The sequence below is a fragment of the Brucella tritici genome (assembly GCF_902825325.1).
Taxonomy (GTDB): Bacteria; Pseudomonadota; Alphaproteobacteria; order Rhizobiales; family Rhizobiaceae; genus Brucella.
Genome location: NZ_CADEAR010000003.1, coordinates 240,135 through 258,517, shown reverse-complemented (window position 1 = coordinate 258,517; position 18,383 = coordinate 240,135). Strand labels below are relative to the sequence as shown.

Below are 18,383 nucleotides of genomic sequence, written 5' to 3'. Positions count from 1 at the left end.
GGCCCTTTTTTATATGTGGAATGCCACGTGATAGGTCACATCGCCTTCCGGTATATCCGACCCGAAGGCCAGACACTGGAAATATTCCGCTGGCACGCCCAGCAATTTCAGTCGCGCATCGGCCTTGAAGCCGAAACGACCGTAATAGCCGGGATCGCCCAGAAGGACACAGCCTTTGGCGCCTTCCTGCCGCAGAATGGCAAGACCCTCGCGGATCAGCATGCCGCCGATCCCCTCGCCTTGCCGGTCTGGACGAACCGAGACAGGACCAAGCCCGTACCACCCCATATCCTCGCCGTCGATCAGGACCGGCGAAAAGGCGACATGGCCAAAAATCTGTCCGTTCTCCTCCGCAACCAGCGACAGGGTGAGTGCGTTTGCAGCACGAAGTGCATCGACGATCTCCCCTTCCTTCTGATTGCTATAGGACACGGGGAGGAAAGCGGTCTCCGTCACCTGGCGGATTTCAGCCGCATCTTCGGGCGTTTCCGTGCGAATATGCATGATGCTCTCCTTCACCGGTTATTGAGCTGAGCGCGAACATTTTCGCGCCCTTTGAACGAGATGCGATAAGGACTGCCCATTCGGGATTCGATCAGCCGCTTGCGGCGTAATTGCTGGAAGACCGCCATCGTGCAATCGGAAAGCAGATAGCCTTCACGGGTAAAGCATTCGATTTCGCAGATACGTCCGTCTTCGCGCAGATGGCGGATGTAACCGCCCTGCGCCAGCACGTGCAAGACGCGCTGTTCCATACGTGAGATATTCATTGTTGTTTTTGCCTGGATGGAAACCATGACAAGCACCAGCGCGCGCGGACGGTGAACCATCCACGGCCAATGCCGTTTCCGCTCCTGAACACTGCCCGTCAGGCGTTTTCAGCGCCCGCCATCTTGCAGCTTGTTCGGAACGATCAAAGGCTTCCTACAATCTCCAGCATCAACAATTCCTCGTTCAGAGGTGGATAGTTAAAAGGGCCACACGGCCCTTTATCCGTATCTAAGAGCGCACGATCTGAAAGTCAAACCAGTGTCAGGCCAGCCTCAGAGCCTGACTCAAAAAGCGGCAGACCGTGGCGAAAATGGTGATTTTCGAGTACCGGAGCGCAGTATACGAACGTACATGAGCACCGGAACGCAGAAAAGCGCCATTTGCAGACCGGGATGGCGACTTTCGGAACAGCTCTCAGTTCTTCGGCTGGTTACGAAGCTTTTCTGCTTCCGCATAGAACTTCTTTTCCCACTCATTGTGGTTATCGAGCCCTTCCTTGATGAAGGGCGTGAAGATCGCAAGATTCATCAGGCACCAGTTGACGAAACGCGCCGGGAACTTGAGCGGCTTCACGAAATCGACGAAAAGGACCACGCGCGTCTTGTCGGTGTGGTTCCACGCCTCATGCTCATAGGCATCGTCGAAAATCAGCACCTTGCCTTCGTGCCAATGGCAGACTTGCTTGTCCACGCGAATGGCAAGCTGGTCGTTGGGTTCCGGCACGATAAGGCCAAGATGCAGGCGCAGCACGCCATTATAAGGCCCGCGATGCGGCGGCAGATGCTTGCCCGGTTCGAAGATGGAGAACATTGCCGTCGTCAGGCCGGGGATCTTGTTGACGATACGCCAGGTTTCCGGGCAGGCATTGATGTTCTGTTCCGACTTCACGCCGAAACCGAGCAGGAAGAATGTCTTCCAGCGATTGTCGGTCGAGATCGTCTTCACATCGGTCGAAATATCCTGAAAGGAAGGCAGCTCACTCTGACGCAGAAGAACCTTTTCGAGCTCCTTGCGGATGGCGGGCCATTCCTTCTCGATTTCGGCTGACCAGGGGAAAGTCGCATTGTCATAGACCGGCGGGTTGCCGAGCTTGGCATATTTCAGATTGAGACCTTCGGCCCAGGATACGATCCCCATGAAGAAACGGGTGATCGGGCTTGGCCGGTCCATGGCGGCGATGCCTTCAGTGCCAAATTTCTGCTTCGGATCGGTCGCTGCCTTGTCTTGTATCGATGTATCGGGATTAGACATCTCATATTCTTTCAAAACGCGCGCTGAAAAGTTTTCATTGCCTATATTGGGCCTGTATTGGGCCTGTTTTGCCCCAAAACCGGTTCCCACTTTTGGGAAACATGCTCCCGCTATAAAGCGATGAAACTACGGCTGAAATTTGCAAGCAAGCCGTCAGTTGTTCATTTTAAAAGCATTTCCAACAAAAGTGAGACACGGTTTTGTGTTCGGAAATGCTTGGGAAAAAACGGTTAGAGCGGAACCGCTCTAACCGCGATCAAGTTTGTCCAGAAGCGTGGCACGGTCAAGACTAAAACCGGAGTCAATCCAGAAAGTTTCAAGCGACCGCAATGCCTCTCCGAGCCCCGGCCCTTTTTCAATGCCCAGAGCCAGAAGATCACTGCCCGTGACGGGGAAAACAGGAGCATCATAATGTTCGGCGGCCTCCAGAAGACGCGCGAAACCGCCCGCGCGGATCATTGCATCGTCGCTGCCTGCAGCGTCGGTCCGCGCTGCCGCATAGGCCAGGCGAATACGATCAAGCACAGCCTGCTTGCTGCCGCGATAGATTGTCTTCTTCAGCGCTTGTTCTGAAAGCTCGGGCTTTACAGCGTCGGCCCGCGCCCAGGCTTCAAGCCGCGCCCTTTCTGCATTGGACATTTTCAGCCGCTTGCCCATCTCTTCCATCCGCACGCTATCGGGCGGAATGATACCCTCAAGCCGCAGCAGCGGATCAGGTTGCCAGCCAAGATCGGCCTCGGTTCGCACCAGCCCATGAATGGCGTCGATACCCCATTTCTCGCTTTCAGGCAGAATAAGATTCAGCACTCCCGCCTGCCGCATCCACAAAAGCGCGCGCGACGGATCGGGAGCGGACAGGAGTTTCTTCAGTTCCGACCAGACCCGTTCGGCAGAAAGCTGTGAAAGACCGTCCTTCAACCGCGCGCTGGCGCGCAAGCCGTCGGCCTCGGGCCGCCCTGAACCATACCAGGCGAAAAAACGGAAAAAACGCAGGATGCGCAGGTAATCCTCGCGAATGCGCTGTTCTGCATCGCCAATGAAGCGCAGCGTCCGGCTCTCGATATCGGCAAGGCCGCCGACCTCATCGATAATTGTGCCATCGGCGGTCACATAAAGCGCATTGATGGTAAAATCACGCCGTTCAGCATCGGCTTTCCAGTCGGTTCCGAAAGCGACTTTCGCGTGGCGACCATTGGTTTCGATATCCTGCCGCAGCGTTGTGACCTCGAATGGATGTCCCTGCACGACGACGGTGATTGTGCCATGCTCGATGCCGGTCGGCACCGGTTTGAAACCGGCTTCCGTCGCAAGCCGCATGGTTTCTTGCGGCAGATGCGTCGTCGCCAGATCGACATCGCTCACCTTGGTGCCAAGCAATGTGTTGCGCACGGCGCCACCCACGACACGCACTTCGCCGCCATCACGATTCAGCGCCTTGAACAGGGCTTGCAACGGCTTTGCCTTCAGCCAGTCCGCCTTGCCGGAAATATTCATATTCTCGCTCAAACGTAGAGCCTTTCGTAAAGTCCGCGAATGATACCTGCGGTTGCCCCCCAGATGAATCGCTCGTGATAGGGCATGGCGTAATAGAAGCGTTCCTTGCCGTTGAATAGCCGGCTTTCACGCCGATGGTTCTCCGGGTTCATCAGGAAGGAAAGCGGTACCTCGAAAATATCGGCGACTTCATCCGGGTTCGGATGCACGTCGAACGGTGTTTTCACCACCGCCAGAATGGGCGTGATCGAAAAACCGCTGCCGGTGAGATAACGCGGCAGATTGCCGATGATCTCGGCACGATCCGCTGCGAGCCCGATTTCCTCATTGGCCTCGCGAAGTGCTGCCCGCTCCGCCGTGCCATCCTCCGGGTCGATCGCGCCGCCCGGAAAGGCAATCTGGCCGGAATGCTTGCGCAATGTATCGGTGCGCTGTGTCAGAAGAAGCGTTGCCTCCGATCCGCGATCCACCACCGGCACCAGCACGGCGGCGTCGCGCATCTTGGCCATCTGCATTAATTGCGTAATATCGGGGTTAAGCGAGTGATCGCCGATCAGATCATCGTGATCGGGGCGCCATTGCCGAACCCGCTCGGCAAAATCACCCGCTGAAAAAGTAGGGAATTCACTCATTGCAGTGCAGCCTCCAGTGCATCGGACGCCATGATCGGAAAGACCGCGCCGCCCGAGCGAACGGCAAATGTCGGCACGCCGTCGATTTCGATTTCCTCGCCCAGCGCCACCAGATCATACATGACAGCTCGGGCAATCAGTGCCTCCAGCCGTCCACGAACCAGCACATAGGGTTTCAGTCCGCCGCTTGTCGGTTCCACCGCAAAACGCAAGGGATGGTCCGCGCCAGCTTCCACCACGTCCCCCACATTGGTGCGGAACGTCAGCGCCTGCGCCTCGCCTTCGCCGGAAACTTCCATTTCCACCGCAACGAAATGTGCGTCCTCGACACGGATGCCGACTTTTTCCACCGGCGTGACGAGATAGGTTTTCCCGTCCGCATCCTTACGCAATACGGTCGAAAACAACCGCACAAGCTGTTTGCGGCCAATCGGCGTGCCCATGTAGAACCAGGTGCCATCCGCCTTGATTTCCATATCGAGATCGCCGCAAAAATCCGGGTTCCAGCGCTCAACCGGCGGAATTCCGCGCTCGTTCGTCGCCGGACCGCTTTGCGCATCGGCATGGGCGCGCGCAATCAGGGCTTCCAGTCCGCTGGTCGTCTCAGTGCTCCGCCCAATATCGCACAGAGATTCTTGCGGCGCGTCTTTGCCTTCAGGGGTGCTTTTTATCATCCGACTCGGTTATTCCTGCGCAAATAGACTCAAAGCCATGAAATAGTCACCCTTTCGCGGCTTGTCAGTATTATATAGCGATTTATGAGGCAGTTCCGCCAGAGCGGTCATATTGCGAGGTTCCCATGAGTGTCGTCATCACGCCCGAAACCGCCAATCCCGAACAGATCGTCGCGGAGGCCGAACGGGCGCTCGCAGACCTTGCCCGCATCAAGGAAAGCGTCGGGACTGTGATCTTTGGTCAGGAAAACGTGATCGAGCGCACGCTCGTCGCCGTTCTGGCTGGCGGACACGCGCTTCTGGTCGGCGTACCGGGTCTCGCCAAGACCAAGCTGGTCGAAACGCTGGGCACCGTGCTTGGTCTCTCAGGCCAGCGCATCCAGTTCACGCCCGACCTGATGCCGTCCGACATCATCGGCTCGGAAGTCATGGAACAGGATGCCGACGGGCGCCGCTCGTTCCGCTATCTCAAGGGCCCGATCTTCGCGCAGCTCCTGATGGCCGACGAAATCAACCGTGCTTCGCCACGCACCCAGTCCGCGCTTTTGCAGGCAATGCAGGAATATCACGTCACGGTCGCGGGCCAGCGCTACGACTTGCCCGCACCGTTTCATGTGCTTGCGACGCAAAACCCGCTGGAACAGGAAGGAACCTATCCGCTGCCGGAAGCTCAGCTCGACCGCTTCCTGATGCAGATCGACATTCTCTATCCGGAACTGGATGCGGAACGCCGCATTCTTCTGGAAACAACCGGCGTTGCCGAAGCAAAGGCCTATGAGATCATCAACGCCGAACGGCTGATCGAAATGCAGACTTTGGTGCGACGTATGCCGGTGTCGGAAAGCGTCGTGGAAGCAATCCTCAAGCTGGTGCGCTCCGCCCGCCCGGATGCCGACAACGACCACGCGAAGAAACATATTGCCTGGGGGCCTGGCCCGCGCGCCAGCCAGGCTTTGATGCTGTGCGCCCGCGCCCGCGCGCTCTTTGAAAGCCGTCTCGCACCTTCGGTGGACGACGTGAAGGCACTGGCCGAGCCGGTTCTGCAACACCGCATGGCGCTCAATTTTGCTGCACGCGCCGATGGCATGCATATTCGTGACGTCATCGCCAATCTGGTAAAGGCTGCCGTCTGATGGTCATTGGCGCAGAAGTTTCCACCGCAGATCGCAAGGAGACACTTGCTCGCGCCCGTGCGCGGGCCGCAAGCCTCCCCGATCTGCTGGTCGAAGCTCAGCGCGTGGTCAACACCGTCATGAATGGCTGGCACGGACGGCGCAAACGCGGTCCCGGCGAAAATTTCTGGCAGTTCCGTCCCTATGTGGACGGCGAATCCCTTTCCCGCATCGACTGGCGGCGTTCCGCGCGCGACGATCATACCTATGTCCGCGACCGCGAATGGGAATCCGCTCATACGGTCTGGCTCTGGTGCGATTTCTCGCCCTCGATGCTCTACCGCTCGCAGCTCGCGCCAGTATCCAAGGAAGCTCGTTCGCTCGTGCTGACGCTCGCTCTTGCCGAACTTCTGTCCCGCTCTGGTGAACGCATTGCCTTTCCGGCGCTGATCCAGCCTTTTTCGGCTCGCAACGGCGCCGAACGTCTGGCGGCAGCGCTGATGCACGAAGCGCCGGTTGCGGCGCTGCCGGACATCGGGCAGATCCGCCGTTTTTCGGAAGTCGTCCTCGTATCGGATTTCCTGCATCCGTTCGATGAACTGACCGATCTTCTCAACCGTCTGGCGCAGCGCGGTGTCCGCGCGCATCTGGTGGAAGTTGCCGATCCGGCGGAAGAAACATTCCCCTATTCGGGCCGCACCGAGTTCCGCGATCCGGAAACCGGCGCCACGCTCGTCGCCGGTCGGGCGGAAACCTATGCGGACGACTATCGCCGCCTCTACATTGCGCGCCGTGAAACCCTGTCGGATTTCTGCAAGCGGCTCGGCTGGAGCTATACGGTTCATCGGACAGACAGGCCGACGGCGGAAGCACTGGCACGGCTTCACGATGCCCTGAGCGCAACAGGGAGCAGCGCCATGGGGGCTAGCACCAAGGGAAGCAGCACATGAATTTTCTGCCGCTCGCCTTCGGTTCGCCGCTCATTCTCGCCGGGCTGATCGCCCTGCCGGTCATCTGGTGGCTTCTGCGCATGACGCCGCCGCGTCCGCAGGAGGAGACTTTTCCGCCGCTCCGCATTCTGGCACAGGTCTTCAAGCGCGAGGAAGTCCCGTCGAAAAGCCCATGGTGGATGACCTTGCTGCGGCTGCTGATTGCCGCGCTCGTCATTCTGGCGCTGGCCTCGCCGATCTGGAATCCACGTCCGGTGGCACTGTCCGGCAATGAGCCGCTTGCCATCGTCATCGACAATGGCTGGGCTTCCGCCGAGGACTGGCAACAGCGGGTCAATGCCGCCGAAAAACTCATCTCCGATACGGGAGGCACCGATGCGCCGATCTACATCTTGGGTTCGGCAGGACCGGCCAATGCCGAAATCGGCCCCTATGACGGCAAGCGCGCTGCCGAGCGTCTTCAGGCACTGGAACCGCGCCCCATCCCGGTTGATCGCAAGTCGGCAATGGAAAGACTGGCTTCCGCCTTGCCCGCCGGTGCCAAGGTCCGCCTTGCCTTCATGAGCGACGGACTGGCATCGCCAGATGATGCGGAAACCTTCGCGGAACTGGACAAGTCAGGGCATCTGGCCTCCGTTCTCTGGTATGGCGCGAGCCTCAGTCGCACTTTCGCGCTGACCGGCATCGACAACAAGGCTGACAGTCTGGAAGCCGTCGCCATCCGCCCGGAAGGCGTATCTGCTCCGCGCACGCTCACTGCTGCTGCCTATGACGACAAGGGACGCCGCATTGCCGAAGCGCCGCTTTCCTTCGCGCTTGGGAGCGCAGAAGGCACGGCACGGTTCAACCTGCCGGTGGAACTTCGCAACGATTTCCGCCTGATCCGCGTTGATGGTATCGAACAGGCAGGCGCGACCCGGCTGATCGATGCGGGATCGGAACGGCGCACGGTCGGCCTTATCGCCAGCGGTGACGGTGATCTGGCACAGCCTTTGCTCTCGCCGCTGCATTATATTTCCAGGGCGCTTTCGCCCTATGTCAATCTGATCGAACCGCGCTCTGCCGATCTTCTGCAATCCGTGCCGGAAGTGCTGGATGCAAAGCCGTCGATTCTCATCATGGCCGATATCGGCACGCTGCCGCAGCCTGTCACCGAACAGCTTTCCAAATGGATACAAGACGGCGGTACACTGGTGCGGTTCGCAGGTCCGCGCCTTGCGGGTGCCAGCGACAATGATCCGCTTCTGCCGGTGAAATTGCGCAAGGGCGAACGCGCACTTGGCGGCACGCTGTCCTGGTCGGAGCCGCAGAAGCTGCGCATTTTCCCTGACAAGGGACCTTTTGCCGGCCTGACTGTCCCAGAGGATGTGACGGTCACCCGGCAGGTTCTTGCTGAACCTTCGTTCGATCTCAACGACAAGGCTTACGCCGTTCTGCAGGACGGAACACCGCTTGTGACCGGCGAACAGCGCGGGCGCGGCAATATCGTATTGTTCCACATCTCTCCCGATGCCAGCTGGTCGAGCCTGCCCATTTCGGGTTCCTTTGTGGAAATGCTGCGCCGCATCGTGTCACTGTCACAGAGAACCGGCGCGCAGGAAAATCAGGCTTCGGTCTCGCTGCCGCCTTACCAGCTGCTTTCGGCTTCCGGTGCGCTGACCCCACCAACATCCGAAGCCAAGCCGCTGATCGTCGAAAAGAACAAGCAGGCCAGCGTCAGCATCAACACACCGCCCGGTTTCTATGGCAATGAGGACGGCTTGAAAGCGCTCAACATCTTTGAAGGTGCAAACATCAAGCTGCAACCGATTGCCCAACCGACGCTATCCGTCGGAATAACGCCCGCCTCCTATACATCGGACCAGTCAATCTCGCTGGCGGGACCGTTCTTTGCGGTCGCTGCAATGCTTCTCGCACTCGATACGCTTTTGATGCTGTGGTTGCGGGGTGCCCTCCGACGCCGCATGAAAGTGCGTGCCAAGGCAGCGGGAATAGCCGTTTTGCTGGCCGGTTCATTGGCCTTCAACCTTCTTCCTTCCGGAATGGGCAAAGCACAAGCTCAGACTCAGGCACAATCCCAGTCTGAGGCTCAAGAGCAGGTGCATGATGACAGCAAGCCGGGAGACGAGGCGATCATCAACTCGGTCTCGCAGACGCATCTTGCCTATGTCATCACCGGCAGCGCCCAGACCGATGACATCAGCAAGGCAGGCATGCGTGGCTTGAGCTTCGCGCTGATGGACAAGACCGCGCTCGAACCGGGCGACCCTGTCGGCGTTGATCCCGCCAAGGATGAACTGGCCTTTTATCCGCTGATCTACTGGCCGATCGACCCGCAAGCGCCGATGCCAAGCCCGGAAGCGATTGCCAAGGTCGATGCCTATATGCAGCAAGGTGGCACAGTGCTTTTCGACACGCGCGACCAGTTGCAGGCCGGCGCAAGCCTTGATCCGTCAGCCTCACCCGCCAACCAGCGCCTGCGCGCCATTCTCGACGGGATGAACGTTCCGCCGCTGGAACCCGTGCCCGACGATCATGTGCTGACCAAATCCTTCTTCATCATGCCGGATTTCCCCGGCCGCTATGAAGGAAGCCCGCTGTGGGTCGAGGCCTCCACACCGAACGCCTCGCCCAGGGAGCGCCCCGTGCGCACCGGCGACGGCGTAACGCCGATCATGATTACAGCCAATGATTTTGCGGGCGCGTGGGCCGTGGATGAGCAAGGCAATCCGCTGCTTCCGACCGTGCCGAACGACCCGATGCAGCGCATCTATGCCATTCGCGGCGGCGTGAACATCGTGATGTATATGCTGACCGGCAACTACAAGTCCGATCAGGTCCACGCCAAGGACCTCATCGAGCGGTTGGGGAATTAGCATGATGTTTTGCAGCCCTATTACCACCCGATCCCGTTTGTCTTTCCCCCTCATCCTGAGGAGCCATCCCGCGCTTACGCGGGGATGGCGTCTCGAAGGGTTGGGGGGAAACGCACGGCGCGCCTGCCCTCACCCTCGATCCTTCGAGGCTTCGCTTCGCTCCGCACCTCAGGATGAGGGTAGAAGCGTAGTAGCTGACGCGGTAGAAACCTACGGCGATAGGAGGTGAGAATGAATATCGAATTCGAACCGTTCCTCTCCACGCCATGGCTTATTGCCATTCTCGTGCCGCTGGCGCTGTTGGTTCTGGCCACGATTGCGCTAAGAATGCGTGGCGGGCTGATCCGCCTTCTGGCTGCGGCGGCACTTGCACTCGCTCTTTTCAATCCCGTCATCATCAATGAAGAACGCGAACCGCTGAAAAGCGTGGTCTCGGTGGTCGTGGATCGCAGCCAGAGTCAGGAACTCGGCAGCCGCCGCGCCGACACGGATGCCGCCTTGAAGGCGGTTCAGGACCAGCTTGCAATCATGCCGCAGTTTGAAACTCGCGTTGTGGAAGCAGGCCAACCCGGTGAAAACGAAGACGGTTATGCAACCCGGCTTTTCGGGCCGCTGGCGCGTTCGCTTCTCGATGTGCCGCCATCGCGCGTGGCGGGCGCGATCATGATTACCGACGGTCAGGTGCATGATATTCCTGCCAACAAGAATGCGCTTGGCTTCGATGCGCCGCTGCACAGTCTTGTGACCGGCAAACCGGACGAATTCGACCGCCGCATCCGCTTCAACAAGGCACCGCGCTATGGCATCAGCGGCAAGCCGCTCGAAATGTCGTTTACGGTGATCGATGAAGGCAAGAATCTCGGTAGCCCTGCGCAAGTCGAAATCCGCGTCAATGGCGAAACCGTCAGCGAGGAAGAAGCGCAGGTCGGGCAGGAAACCCCCGTCACAATCACCCTGCCGCGCGCCGGCGTGAACATCGTCGAAATCGCCACGCCAGCACTTCCCGGTGAAGTAACGGATGCCAACAATCGCGCTGTCGCGACCGTAGATGGCGTTCGCGAGAACCTGCGCGTGCTGCTCGTCTCCGGTGAGCCGCACAATGGCGAACGCACATGGCGCAACCTGCTGAAATCCGACGCCGCCGTCGATCTGGTTCATTTCACCATTTTGCGCCCGCCGGAAAAGCAGGACGGCACGCCGATCAACGAATTGTCGCTGATTGCCTTCCCGACGCGTGAACTCTTCGTCGACAAGGTCAACGAATTCGACCTCATCATTCTCGACCGCTACCAGCACCGAGATGTGCTGCCGCTCCTCTATTACGATTACATCGCACAATATGTGGAGAATGGCGGTGCCTTGCTGGTCGCTGCCGGCCCGGAATATGCAGGCGAAATGTCAATTGCCCGCACCCCGCTTTATAGCGCCCTGCCCGCCATGCCGACTGGCGCGGTGACGGAAAAGGCGTTCTATCCGCGCCTCACGACGATCGGCAAACGCCACCCCGTCACACGCGGTCTCGACGGCAGCGATCAGGAACCGCCGCACTGGAGCCGCTGGTTCCGCACCATCGACATTACCGCGCCGCAGGGCGAAACGGTGATGAGCGGCGCAGACAACAAGCCATTGCTGGTTCTCAACCGCGTCGGAAAAGGCCGTGTCGGCATGTTCCTCTCCGATCAGGGCTGGCTCTGGGCACGCGGCTTTGAAGGCGGCGGCCCCTATGCTTCGCTCTATCGCCGTATCGCCCATTGGCTGATGCAGGAGCCGGAACTGGAGGAAGAGGCACTGACCGCCTCCGGCAATGGCCGCACACTTTCTATCCGTCGCCAGACCATGGGCGACAATCCCGGTGTTGCAACCGTCGCGACCCCATCCGGCAAGGAGTTGCAGGTCAATCTTGCGCAAAGCAAGCCGGGTCTGTTCGAAGGTTCATTGCAGACGGACGAAATCGGCATCTTCCGGGTGAAAAACGGCGATCTTGAAGCACTGGCCCATGTGGGGCCGATCGATGCACCGGAATTCGCCGACAGCATCTCCACGACGGATCGCCTGAAGCCGCTCGCTGACGCGACCGGCGGCTCGGTCCATCGCGTGCATGCAAGCGCCGACAGTTCGGTGCGTGTTCCCACGATTACCGCCGTCAGTCGTAATCGTAGTGCCAGCGGCAATGACTGGATCGGCCTGCGTGAAACTGCGGATACGCAGCTGAAAAGCGTTAACCGCCTGCCGTTGTTCTCCGGCTTCTTGGCGCTCAGCCTGCTGCTCTTCGTCTTCGGCAGCATGTGGTATCGCGAAGGGCGGTAAACCGCCCCTCGCTTTCCCCTCTTTTTAACTATATTGCCCGGTTTGCGTGGCGCACGATCCCGCTGGCATCATTCAGCGCGCCGGGCGCCAGTTCGCAAGCAAGCATCCGGCGCGGATCGACCGATGCTGGCATGACCATCGAACCCGGCTCCACCATCTTGAAGCCGAACGGGCCATAATAGGGTTCATCACCGACGAGAATGACCAGCTTGTGACCGGCTTTCGTCGCCGCTTCCAGCGACATGCGCATCAGCTTGCCGCCAATGCCCCGCTTCTTCCATTCAGGTCTGACCGCAAGCGGTCCAAGCAGAAGTGCGGGCGTCTTGCCGACGATAACCGGCGTCTGCCGCACTGACCCCACGACGATACCACCCATCAGCGCCACGAAGGAAAGTTCGAGATCGTGCGGGCCGCCTTCGCGGATGAAATGCGCGGCCCGGGTAAAGCGGCCCGGTCCGAAGGCTTCAGCATTGATAGCTTCGATTTCAATGTCGTGCGCCGGGCATTCCTGCGCGTAGGTCAGTTCAAGCTGCTGCATGGGCTTAGATCGCAATAGGAGAAGTCGGTGACCGTCAGGTCAATGGAATGCATTCCGCGCTTTGGCACGGTCCAAGTTTCATCGTCGGATGAAAAGCATTTCCATTACATCATTCTCCTTGGCGGTCGGCGTTTGGATGACCGCAATTTGGAAGTTGCATTACACCAAAATGGACAGAGGTAAAACTATTTTTTTCAAAATGGCGGCTTTGACTGACCTTTTTGGCATCGTTACGCACTGTTCACGGCTTGCAATGCTGCAAAATGGCGGTTCTCGGCCTATTCTCTTTCCAAAAGGAGAAATCACATGGGACTTCTGGTCGATGGCAAGTGGCACGATGTCTGGTACGACACCGAGAGCACGAAAGGCCGCTTTGAACGTTCAAAATCGCAATTCCGCAACTGGGTGACCGCAGACGGCAGCGCCGGCCCGAGCGGCGAAGGCGGCTTCAAGGCAGAGCCGGGGCGCTATCATCTCTATGTTTCCTATGCCTGTCCGTGGGCGCATCGCACGTTGATCTTTCGCGCGCTGAAGGGACTGGAAGACGTCATTTCGGTCTCGGTGGTGGACTATCTGATGGCGGAAGAAGGCTGGACCTTCACCGGCACGACCGGCAGCACCGGCGACGCGCTCTACGGTTCGAAGCGGCTGTATGAAATCTACACCCGCGCCGATCCGAACTATTCCGGTCGCGTCACCGTGCCAGTTCTGTGGGACAAAGAGCGCCAGACGATTGTTTCCAACGAATCGTCGGAAATCATTCGCATGCTCAACACTGCCTTCAACGATTTCGGCAATGCCTCGCTCGATTTCTATCCGGAAGCACTGCGCGGCGAGATCGATGCGCTCAACGATTTCATCTATCCCAATATCAACAATGGGGTTTATCGCGCCGGCTTCGCCACCACACAGGAAGCTTACGAAGAAGCGTTCGGGCAATTGTTCGCAGCGCTTGATTCGCTTGAGGATCGCCTTTCGCGGCAGCGCTATCTGACCGGCGACCGCCTGACAGAAGCCGACTGGCGGCTGTTCACGACACTGTTGCGCTTCGATCCGGTCTATGTCGGCCATTTCAAGTGCAATCTGCGCCGTATCGCCGATTACCCGAACCTTTGGAATTACACGCGTGAGCTCTATCAGACGCCGGGCGTGGCTGCGACTGTGAACATGGAGCACATCAAGGGCCATTACTATCGCAGCCACAAGACGATCAACCCGACCGGCGTTGTACCGCTTGGACCGGAAATCGACTTCTCTGCACCACATGACCGGGACCGGTTCCCGAAAGCCTGACCGGACCAACTGCGTTCTTCCTGCAACACTGTTGTTAGAACATCAGCACTCTCTCAAATCTCTTGCGCCCCTTTGATTTCGATCAATGGGGCGTTTCGTTGCGCGGTCCAGATTGCACGCATCACTACCCCCAAGGCGAACAAGACTGACCACGACTTAAGGAGAGAGAAGATGAACCGCTTCACGATGGGATTGCTGACTGCAACCGCGCTGAGCTTTGCCGCACCGGCAGCATTTGCTGCGGACGCCATCGTAGCCCAGCCTGCATCGGAAATTCAGGCCGTACCGGAAGCCCTGTCGCCATGGCAGATCCGTGTGCGCGCACTCGGCGTCATCCCCCAGAATTCCGGCTATGTGAACGGCGTTTCAGGTTCGGATCTCGACTATTCGAAGTCGATCACGCCTGAACTCGACATCACCTATTACTTCACCGACAATTTCGCAGCCGAACTCATTCTCGGCACGACCTATGCCAATATCAATGGCGCCGGTTCAATCGACGGATTGGGCAAGATCGGCAAGGCATGGATTCTGCCTCCGACCCTCACCCTGCAGTATCACTTCACCAATTTCGGCGCCTTCAAGCCTTATGTCGGTGCTGGCGTGAATTACACCATGTTCTACAACCAGGATGCGACCGGCGTTGAATATCTCAAGGTCAAGAACGCATTCGGCGGCGCGCTGCAGATCGGCTTCGACTACATGCTCAACGAGCATTGGGGCGTGAACTTCGACGTCAAGAAGCTGTTCCTGGAACCCAAGTTCGACGCCACTCTGGCTGGCGGCGTGGAAGTCAGCGGCAAGGCCAAGCTTAATCCATGGCTGATCGGTACGGGTATCACCTACCGCTTCTAAACCTCTATGTTCCGGTAAAGGCGCGGCATCCGCGCCTTTACCAAAGCGGAAGCGGTTCCAGATCGTGAAGCGCTTCCTGCAGACGCCGCTTGGTTGACGGCGTTGTCCCTTCCGGCAGATCGTCCAGCGGGAAGAAGCCGCATTCGGCGATTTCCCGATCCGGCAAACGCGGTGCCGTCTGTTCGAATTTCCTGCATATATAAAGCGCTACATGGTCGCGCGGCGATGCATGTGCATTCTTGTAGAGCGCAAAAAGCTGCGGCGGGCCTGTCAGAACGATATTGGCCTCCTCGCGCAACTCCTTTTCCAGCGCCTGCCCGAACGTCTCTCCACGTTCGACGCCACCGCCCGGCAATTGCCATCCGGGCACATAGGTATGCTTTACAAGGAAAACGGAATTTTTGTTTTCATCGAAGACAATAGCCCTGACGCCCAATGTCATCGGGCGTCGCATTAAAAAATAAGTATGAAATATGAAATGACGAAAGCGCATACCGTCTCTCCGCGAGGCACTATACCTACAGCATCAGCCCAAAAATCGGAATCGATTTTTGGAAAACACGATGCGTAGATTCAATAGTTTAGAGCGACCTTTGTGCATCCTTAAGAACACACGGCGCTCTATCCAAAACAGCAATGACATCAACAAAAAGTCGCTAAACAGGTTTCGATTCTAAGAATAATACAGTAAATGGGCCTTATGTTTCGTCTGGCCCATATCTCCGATATACATCTTTCGCCTCTGCCGCGCGTGCGATATCGCGAATTGGCATCGAAGCGTATCACCGGCTATATCAATTGGCTGCGTAATCGTAAAAATGCGATGCACGGAACTGTGCTGGACAGTCTCATCGGCGACATGCAGGCGCAATCGCCTGACCACATCGCAGTGACGGGTGATCTCGTCAATCTGGCGCTCAACCTCGAAATCGATATTGCCTATGACTGGCTGTCCAAATTGGGCAACCCGGATGATGTTTCGGTCGTTCCTGGCAATCATGATGCCTATGTTCCCGGTGCGCTCGACAAGTCCTGCCGGAAATGGGAACCGTGGATGCGCGGCGACGGCATCGACAATCACGGCAATCGCCCGCAATTTCCCTATATGCGCGTGCGTGGACCTGTTGCGCTGATCGGCGTATCGTCAGCGCGTGCGACGGCCCCCTTCATGGCGAGCGGTGATTTCCGGTCTGCGCAAGGCAAGCGTCTGGCCGCAATGCTGGATGAAGCCGGTGCGCGTGGCCTCTTCCGCATCGTGATGATCCATCATCCACCAATCTATGGCGCAACGCCTGCCCATAAACGTCTTTACGGCATTCGCCGTTTCCAGAAGATCATACGCAAGCACGGTGCGGAACTGATCATTCACGGCCATACGCATCTTATCACGCACTATGAAATCGACGGGCCGAACGGCAAGATCCCCGTTATCAGCGTGCCATCTGCAAGCCAGAATTTCGGCGGCCATAAACCCGCTGCTCGCTATAATATATTCAGCATCGATAAACGGCCTGACGGCGGCTGGTCCTGCCTGATGGAAGAGCACGGCGTTTCCGATGCAAGCGAGAAAATAACGAAGCTCAACGAACGCGTTCTTTATTGACTCCATAACAAAAACGGCGCCGAAGCGCCGTTTTCATTTCATTTATGTTCGCTCATTTGTTGATGACGCGGTTGGCCGCCGACACGATGGCTTCCAGTGAAGCACTGACGATATTGTCGTTGATGCCAGCGCCGAACAATTTGCCGCCCGGATGAGCCATTTCGACATAGGAGATGGCCGAAGCGTCCGAACCCTGCTGTAGCGAATGTTCGGAATAGTCGACGACCGACATCTTCACGCCGAGATATTTGGACAGCGCATCGACAAATCCGTCGATTGGGCCGGTGCCTTTGCCCTCGATATTCTTGGTCACGCCATTATCGGTAATCTCGGCGGTCAGGATACGACGGCCCTTCTGCTCGGGATCCGGCATGGTGTGATGATCGACGAACTTGATGCGGGCATCCGGCTGCGTCACATAGAGTTGCTGGAACTCCTCGTGAATGCGCTTCGACGGCAGTTCCTTGCCTTCTTCATCGGTGATGTTCTGGATGATCTCACGGAACTCGACCTGGAGGTTGCGCGGCAGGTTCAAACCGTAATCCGCCTGCAGGATATAGGCGATACCGCCCTTGCCGGACTGCGAATTGATGCGGATGATCGCTTCGTAGGAGCGGCCGACATCCTGCGGATCAATTGGGAGATAGGGCACTTCCCAGATCGGCGAATTGGCCGAACGGCGTGCCTTCATGCCCTTGTTGATCGCGTCCTGATGCGAGCCGGAGAAAGCCGTATAGACCAGTTCGCCAACATAAGGGTGGCGCTCGGCAATCTTCAACTGGTTCGAATATTCATAGACTTCCTTCATCCGGTTGATGTCGGTGCAGTCCAGTTCAGGGTCCACGCCCTGCGTGTACATGTTGAGCGCCAGCGTCACCACATCGACATTGCCGGTGCGTTCGCCATTGCCGAACAGCGTGCCTTCAACGCGGTCAGCGCCCGCCATCAGGCCCAGTTCGGTAGCGGCAATACCTGTACCGCGGTCGTTATGCGGATGCAGCGAGATAATCAGGTTCTCTCGATTGTCGAGATTGCGGCACATCCATTCGATCTGGTCGGCATAGATGTTCGGCGTGTTCATCTCGACCGTCGAGGGCAGATTGACGATCAGCTTGTTATCAGCGGTCGGCTTCACGATCTCGATCACCGCATTGCAGATTTCCAGCGCCACATCCATTTCGGTGCCGGTAAAGCTTTCCGGCGAATACTGAAAGCGATAGCCGCCGCCCGCCTTTGCCGCCATATCCATAATCATCTTGGCGGCGTCGGTTGCGATCTGCTTGATGCCGCCGACATCCTTGGCGAAAACCACGCGGCGCTGCAATTCACTGGTGGAATTGTAGAAATGGATGATCGGCGACTTCGCACCTTCCAGTGCTTCGAAAGTGCGCGTGATCAGTTCGGGGCGGCACTGGACCAAAACCTGCAGGTCCACTTCGTCGGGAACATCGCCCTGCTCGATAGCCCAACGGCAGAAGTCGAAATCCGTCTGAGAAGCGGATGGAAAACCGATCTCGATTTCCGGAAAACCCATATCGACCAGCAGGCGGAACATGCGTTCCTTGCGATCATGCCCCATGGGGTCGATCAGGGCCTGGTTGCCGTCACGCAGATCGACCGAACACCAGATCGGTGCCTTTTCGATACGCTTGGACGGCCAGGTACGGTCATCGAGCCGCGGGACCGGGAAAGGCGAATATTTGCTGCCTGCAATAGGCATGCCTTTGCGCTCGGAGGTGGATTTTGATTGCGGCGTGGCGACGGACTGATTCATTTTCGTTTCCTCCCGGCTTTCGACGGCATTATAGCCCGTCAAGCACGGATACTACTGATCGATTATAAGGGTTTTTTGAAAAGGAGCACAGGCCAGCGGGACCGTTTTCGACCGCCGGACGCTCCTTCAGCGAGCCCGGCGATCGCCGCTAAGGCCGAGGGTAAGAAGCGAGTTTAGAACGCAAACATCAACGCGCGCGCCGAAGGCGGCTGCGGAATGTTCCAGGGATGTTGCGTTTTTGATCGTCATGGCA

At 58.1% G+C, this 18,383-nt stretch carries 16 protein-coding genes and 1 pseudogene; 7 read left to right on the top strand and 10 right to left on the bottom strand.

The annotated features are described in order from the left end of the window. Positions 1-9: 9 nt before the first annotated feature. The 7 genes and pseudogenes from HWX93_RS05690 to HWX93_RS05660 all read right to left on the bottom strand — a co-directional run bounded on the left by HWX93_RS05690 (position 10) and on the right by HWX93_RS05660 (position 4,822). The gene (locus HWX93_RS05690) at positions 10-504 is read right to left on the bottom strand and encodes a GNAT family N-acetyltransferase (RefSeq protein WP_176036795.1); all 495 of its coding nucleotides are present in this window, start codon (positions 502-504) and stop codon (positions 10-12) included. A gap of 11 nt (positions 505-515) precedes the next feature. Continuing rightward, the gene (locus tag HWX93_RS05685; RefSeq protein ID WP_061346453.1) at positions 516-770 is read right to left on the bottom strand and encodes a YjhX family toxin; all 255 of its coding nucleotides are present in this window, start codon (positions 768-770) and stop codon (positions 516-518) included. Between the two features lie 271 nt (positions 771-1,041). After that, positions 1,042-1,151: pseudogene (locus tag HWX93_RS05680) on the bottom strand (flagellar basal body P-ring protein FlgI); the annotation flags it as partial. Positions 1,152-1,185: 34 nt separating this feature from the next. Next, positions 1,186-2,022: an aspartyl/asparaginyl beta-hydroxylase domain-containing protein gene (locus HWX93_RS05675; protein WP_176036794.1), complete on the bottom strand. Its 837-nt coding sequence runs from the start codon at positions 2,020-2,022 to the stop codon at positions 1,186-1,188. Between the two features lie 246 nt (positions 2,023-2,268). Beyond that, positions 2,269-3,528, bottom strand: a complete 1,260-nt coding sequence (locus HWX93_RS05670; RefSeq protein WP_176036793.1) for a CCA tRNA nucleotidyltransferase — start codon at positions 3,526-3,528, stop codon at positions 2,269-2,271. Then, positions 3,525-4,148: a CoA pyrophosphatase gene (locus tag HWX93_RS05665; RefSeq protein ID WP_109987244.1), complete on the bottom strand. Its 624-nt coding sequence runs from the start codon at positions 4,146-4,148 to the stop codon at positions 3,525-3,527. Before HWX93_RS05665 ends, HWX93_RS05670 begins: the two co-directional genes overlap by 4 nt. Next, on the bottom strand, positions 4,145-4,822 hold the full coding sequence (locus tag HWX93_RS05660) for a DUF1285 domain-containing protein (protein WP_176036792.1): 678 nt from the start codon (positions 4,820-4,822) through the stop codon (positions 4,145-4,147). Before HWX93_RS05660 ends, HWX93_RS05665 begins: the two co-directional genes overlap by 4 nt. A 125-nt stretch (positions 4,823-4,947) precedes the next feature. Between HWX93_RS05660 and HWX93_RS05655 the strand changes: the two genes are divergently transcribed. From HWX93_RS05655 to HWX93_RS05640, 4 genes are all read left to right on the top strand, one after another. After that, positions 4,948-5,955 carry an AAA family ATPase gene (locus HWX93_RS05655; RefSeq protein ID WP_176036791.1) on the top strand — a complete coding sequence of 336 codons (1,008 nt, stop codon included), beginning with the start codon at positions 4,948-4,950 and terminating at the stop codon, positions 5,953-5,955. Next, entirely contained in the window at positions 5,955-6,884 is a 930-nt protein-coding gene (locus HWX93_RS05650) for a DUF58 domain-containing protein (RefSeq protein WP_176036790.1), read from the top strand. The genes HWX93_RS05655 and HWX93_RS05650 overlap by 1 nt, the downstream gene beginning before the upstream one ends. Continuing rightward, a complete protein-coding gene (locus HWX93_RS05645; protein WP_176036789.1) occupies positions 6,881-9,760 on the top strand; it encodes a DUF4159 domain-containing protein in 2,880 nt (959 codons plus the stop codon). The genes HWX93_RS05650 and HWX93_RS05645 overlap by 4 nt, the downstream gene beginning before the upstream one ends. Before the next feature lie 231 nt (positions 9,761-9,991). Further along, positions 9,992-12,067, top strand: a complete 2,076-nt coding sequence (locus tag HWX93_RS05640) for a glutamine amidotransferase (RefSeq protein WP_176036788.1) — start codon at positions 9,992-9,994, stop codon at positions 12,065-12,067. A gap of 28 nt (positions 12,068-12,095) precedes the next feature. Here HWX93_RS05640 and HWX93_RS05635 read toward each other — a convergent pair whose 3' ends face one another. Continuing rightward, entirely contained in the window at positions 12,096-12,605 is a 510-nt protein-coding gene (locus tag HWX93_RS05635) for a GNAT family N-acetyltransferase (protein WP_176036787.1), read from the bottom strand. Between the two features lie 306 nt (positions 12,606-12,911). Here HWX93_RS05635 and HWX93_RS05630 point away from each other — a divergent pair, with 306 nt between their 5' ends. Both HWX93_RS05630 and HWX93_RS05625 read left to right on the top strand, forming a co-directional pair. Next, entirely contained in the window at positions 12,912-13,898 is a 987-nt protein-coding gene (locus HWX93_RS05630; protein WP_176036786.1) for a glutathione S-transferase family protein, read from the top strand. A gap of 171 nt (positions 13,899-14,069) precedes the next feature. Beyond that, the gene (locus HWX93_RS05625; RefSeq protein ID WP_176036785.1) at positions 14,070-14,753 is read left to right on the top strand and encodes an OmpW/AlkL family protein; all 684 of its coding nucleotides are present in this window, start codon (positions 14,070-14,072) and stop codon (positions 14,751-14,753) included. A gap of 37 nt (positions 14,754-14,790) precedes the next feature. Here HWX93_RS05625 and HWX93_RS05620 read toward each other — a convergent pair whose 3' ends face one another. Beyond that, complete coding sequence (locus HWX93_RS05620; protein WP_176036784.1) at positions 14,791-15,246, bottom strand: NUDIX domain-containing protein; 456 nt, start codon at positions 15,244-15,246, stop codon at positions 14,791-14,793. 207 nt (positions 15,247-15,453) lie between these two features. Between HWX93_RS05620 and HWX93_RS05615 the strand changes: the two genes are divergently transcribed. Then, complete coding sequence (locus HWX93_RS05615) at positions 15,454-16,356, top strand: metallophosphoesterase family protein (RefSeq protein WP_176036926.1); 903 nt, start codon at positions 15,454-15,456, stop codon at positions 16,354-16,356. A gap of 52 nt (positions 16,357-16,408) precedes the next feature. Here HWX93_RS05615 and leuA read toward each other — a convergent pair whose 3' ends face one another. Next, positions 16,409-18,130: a 2-isopropylmalate synthase gene (gene leuA / locus HWX93_RS05610; protein WP_176036783.1), complete on the bottom strand. Its 1,722-nt coding sequence runs from the start codon at positions 18,128-18,130 to the stop codon at positions 16,409-16,411. Positions 18,131-18,383 lie beyond the last annotated feature (253 nt).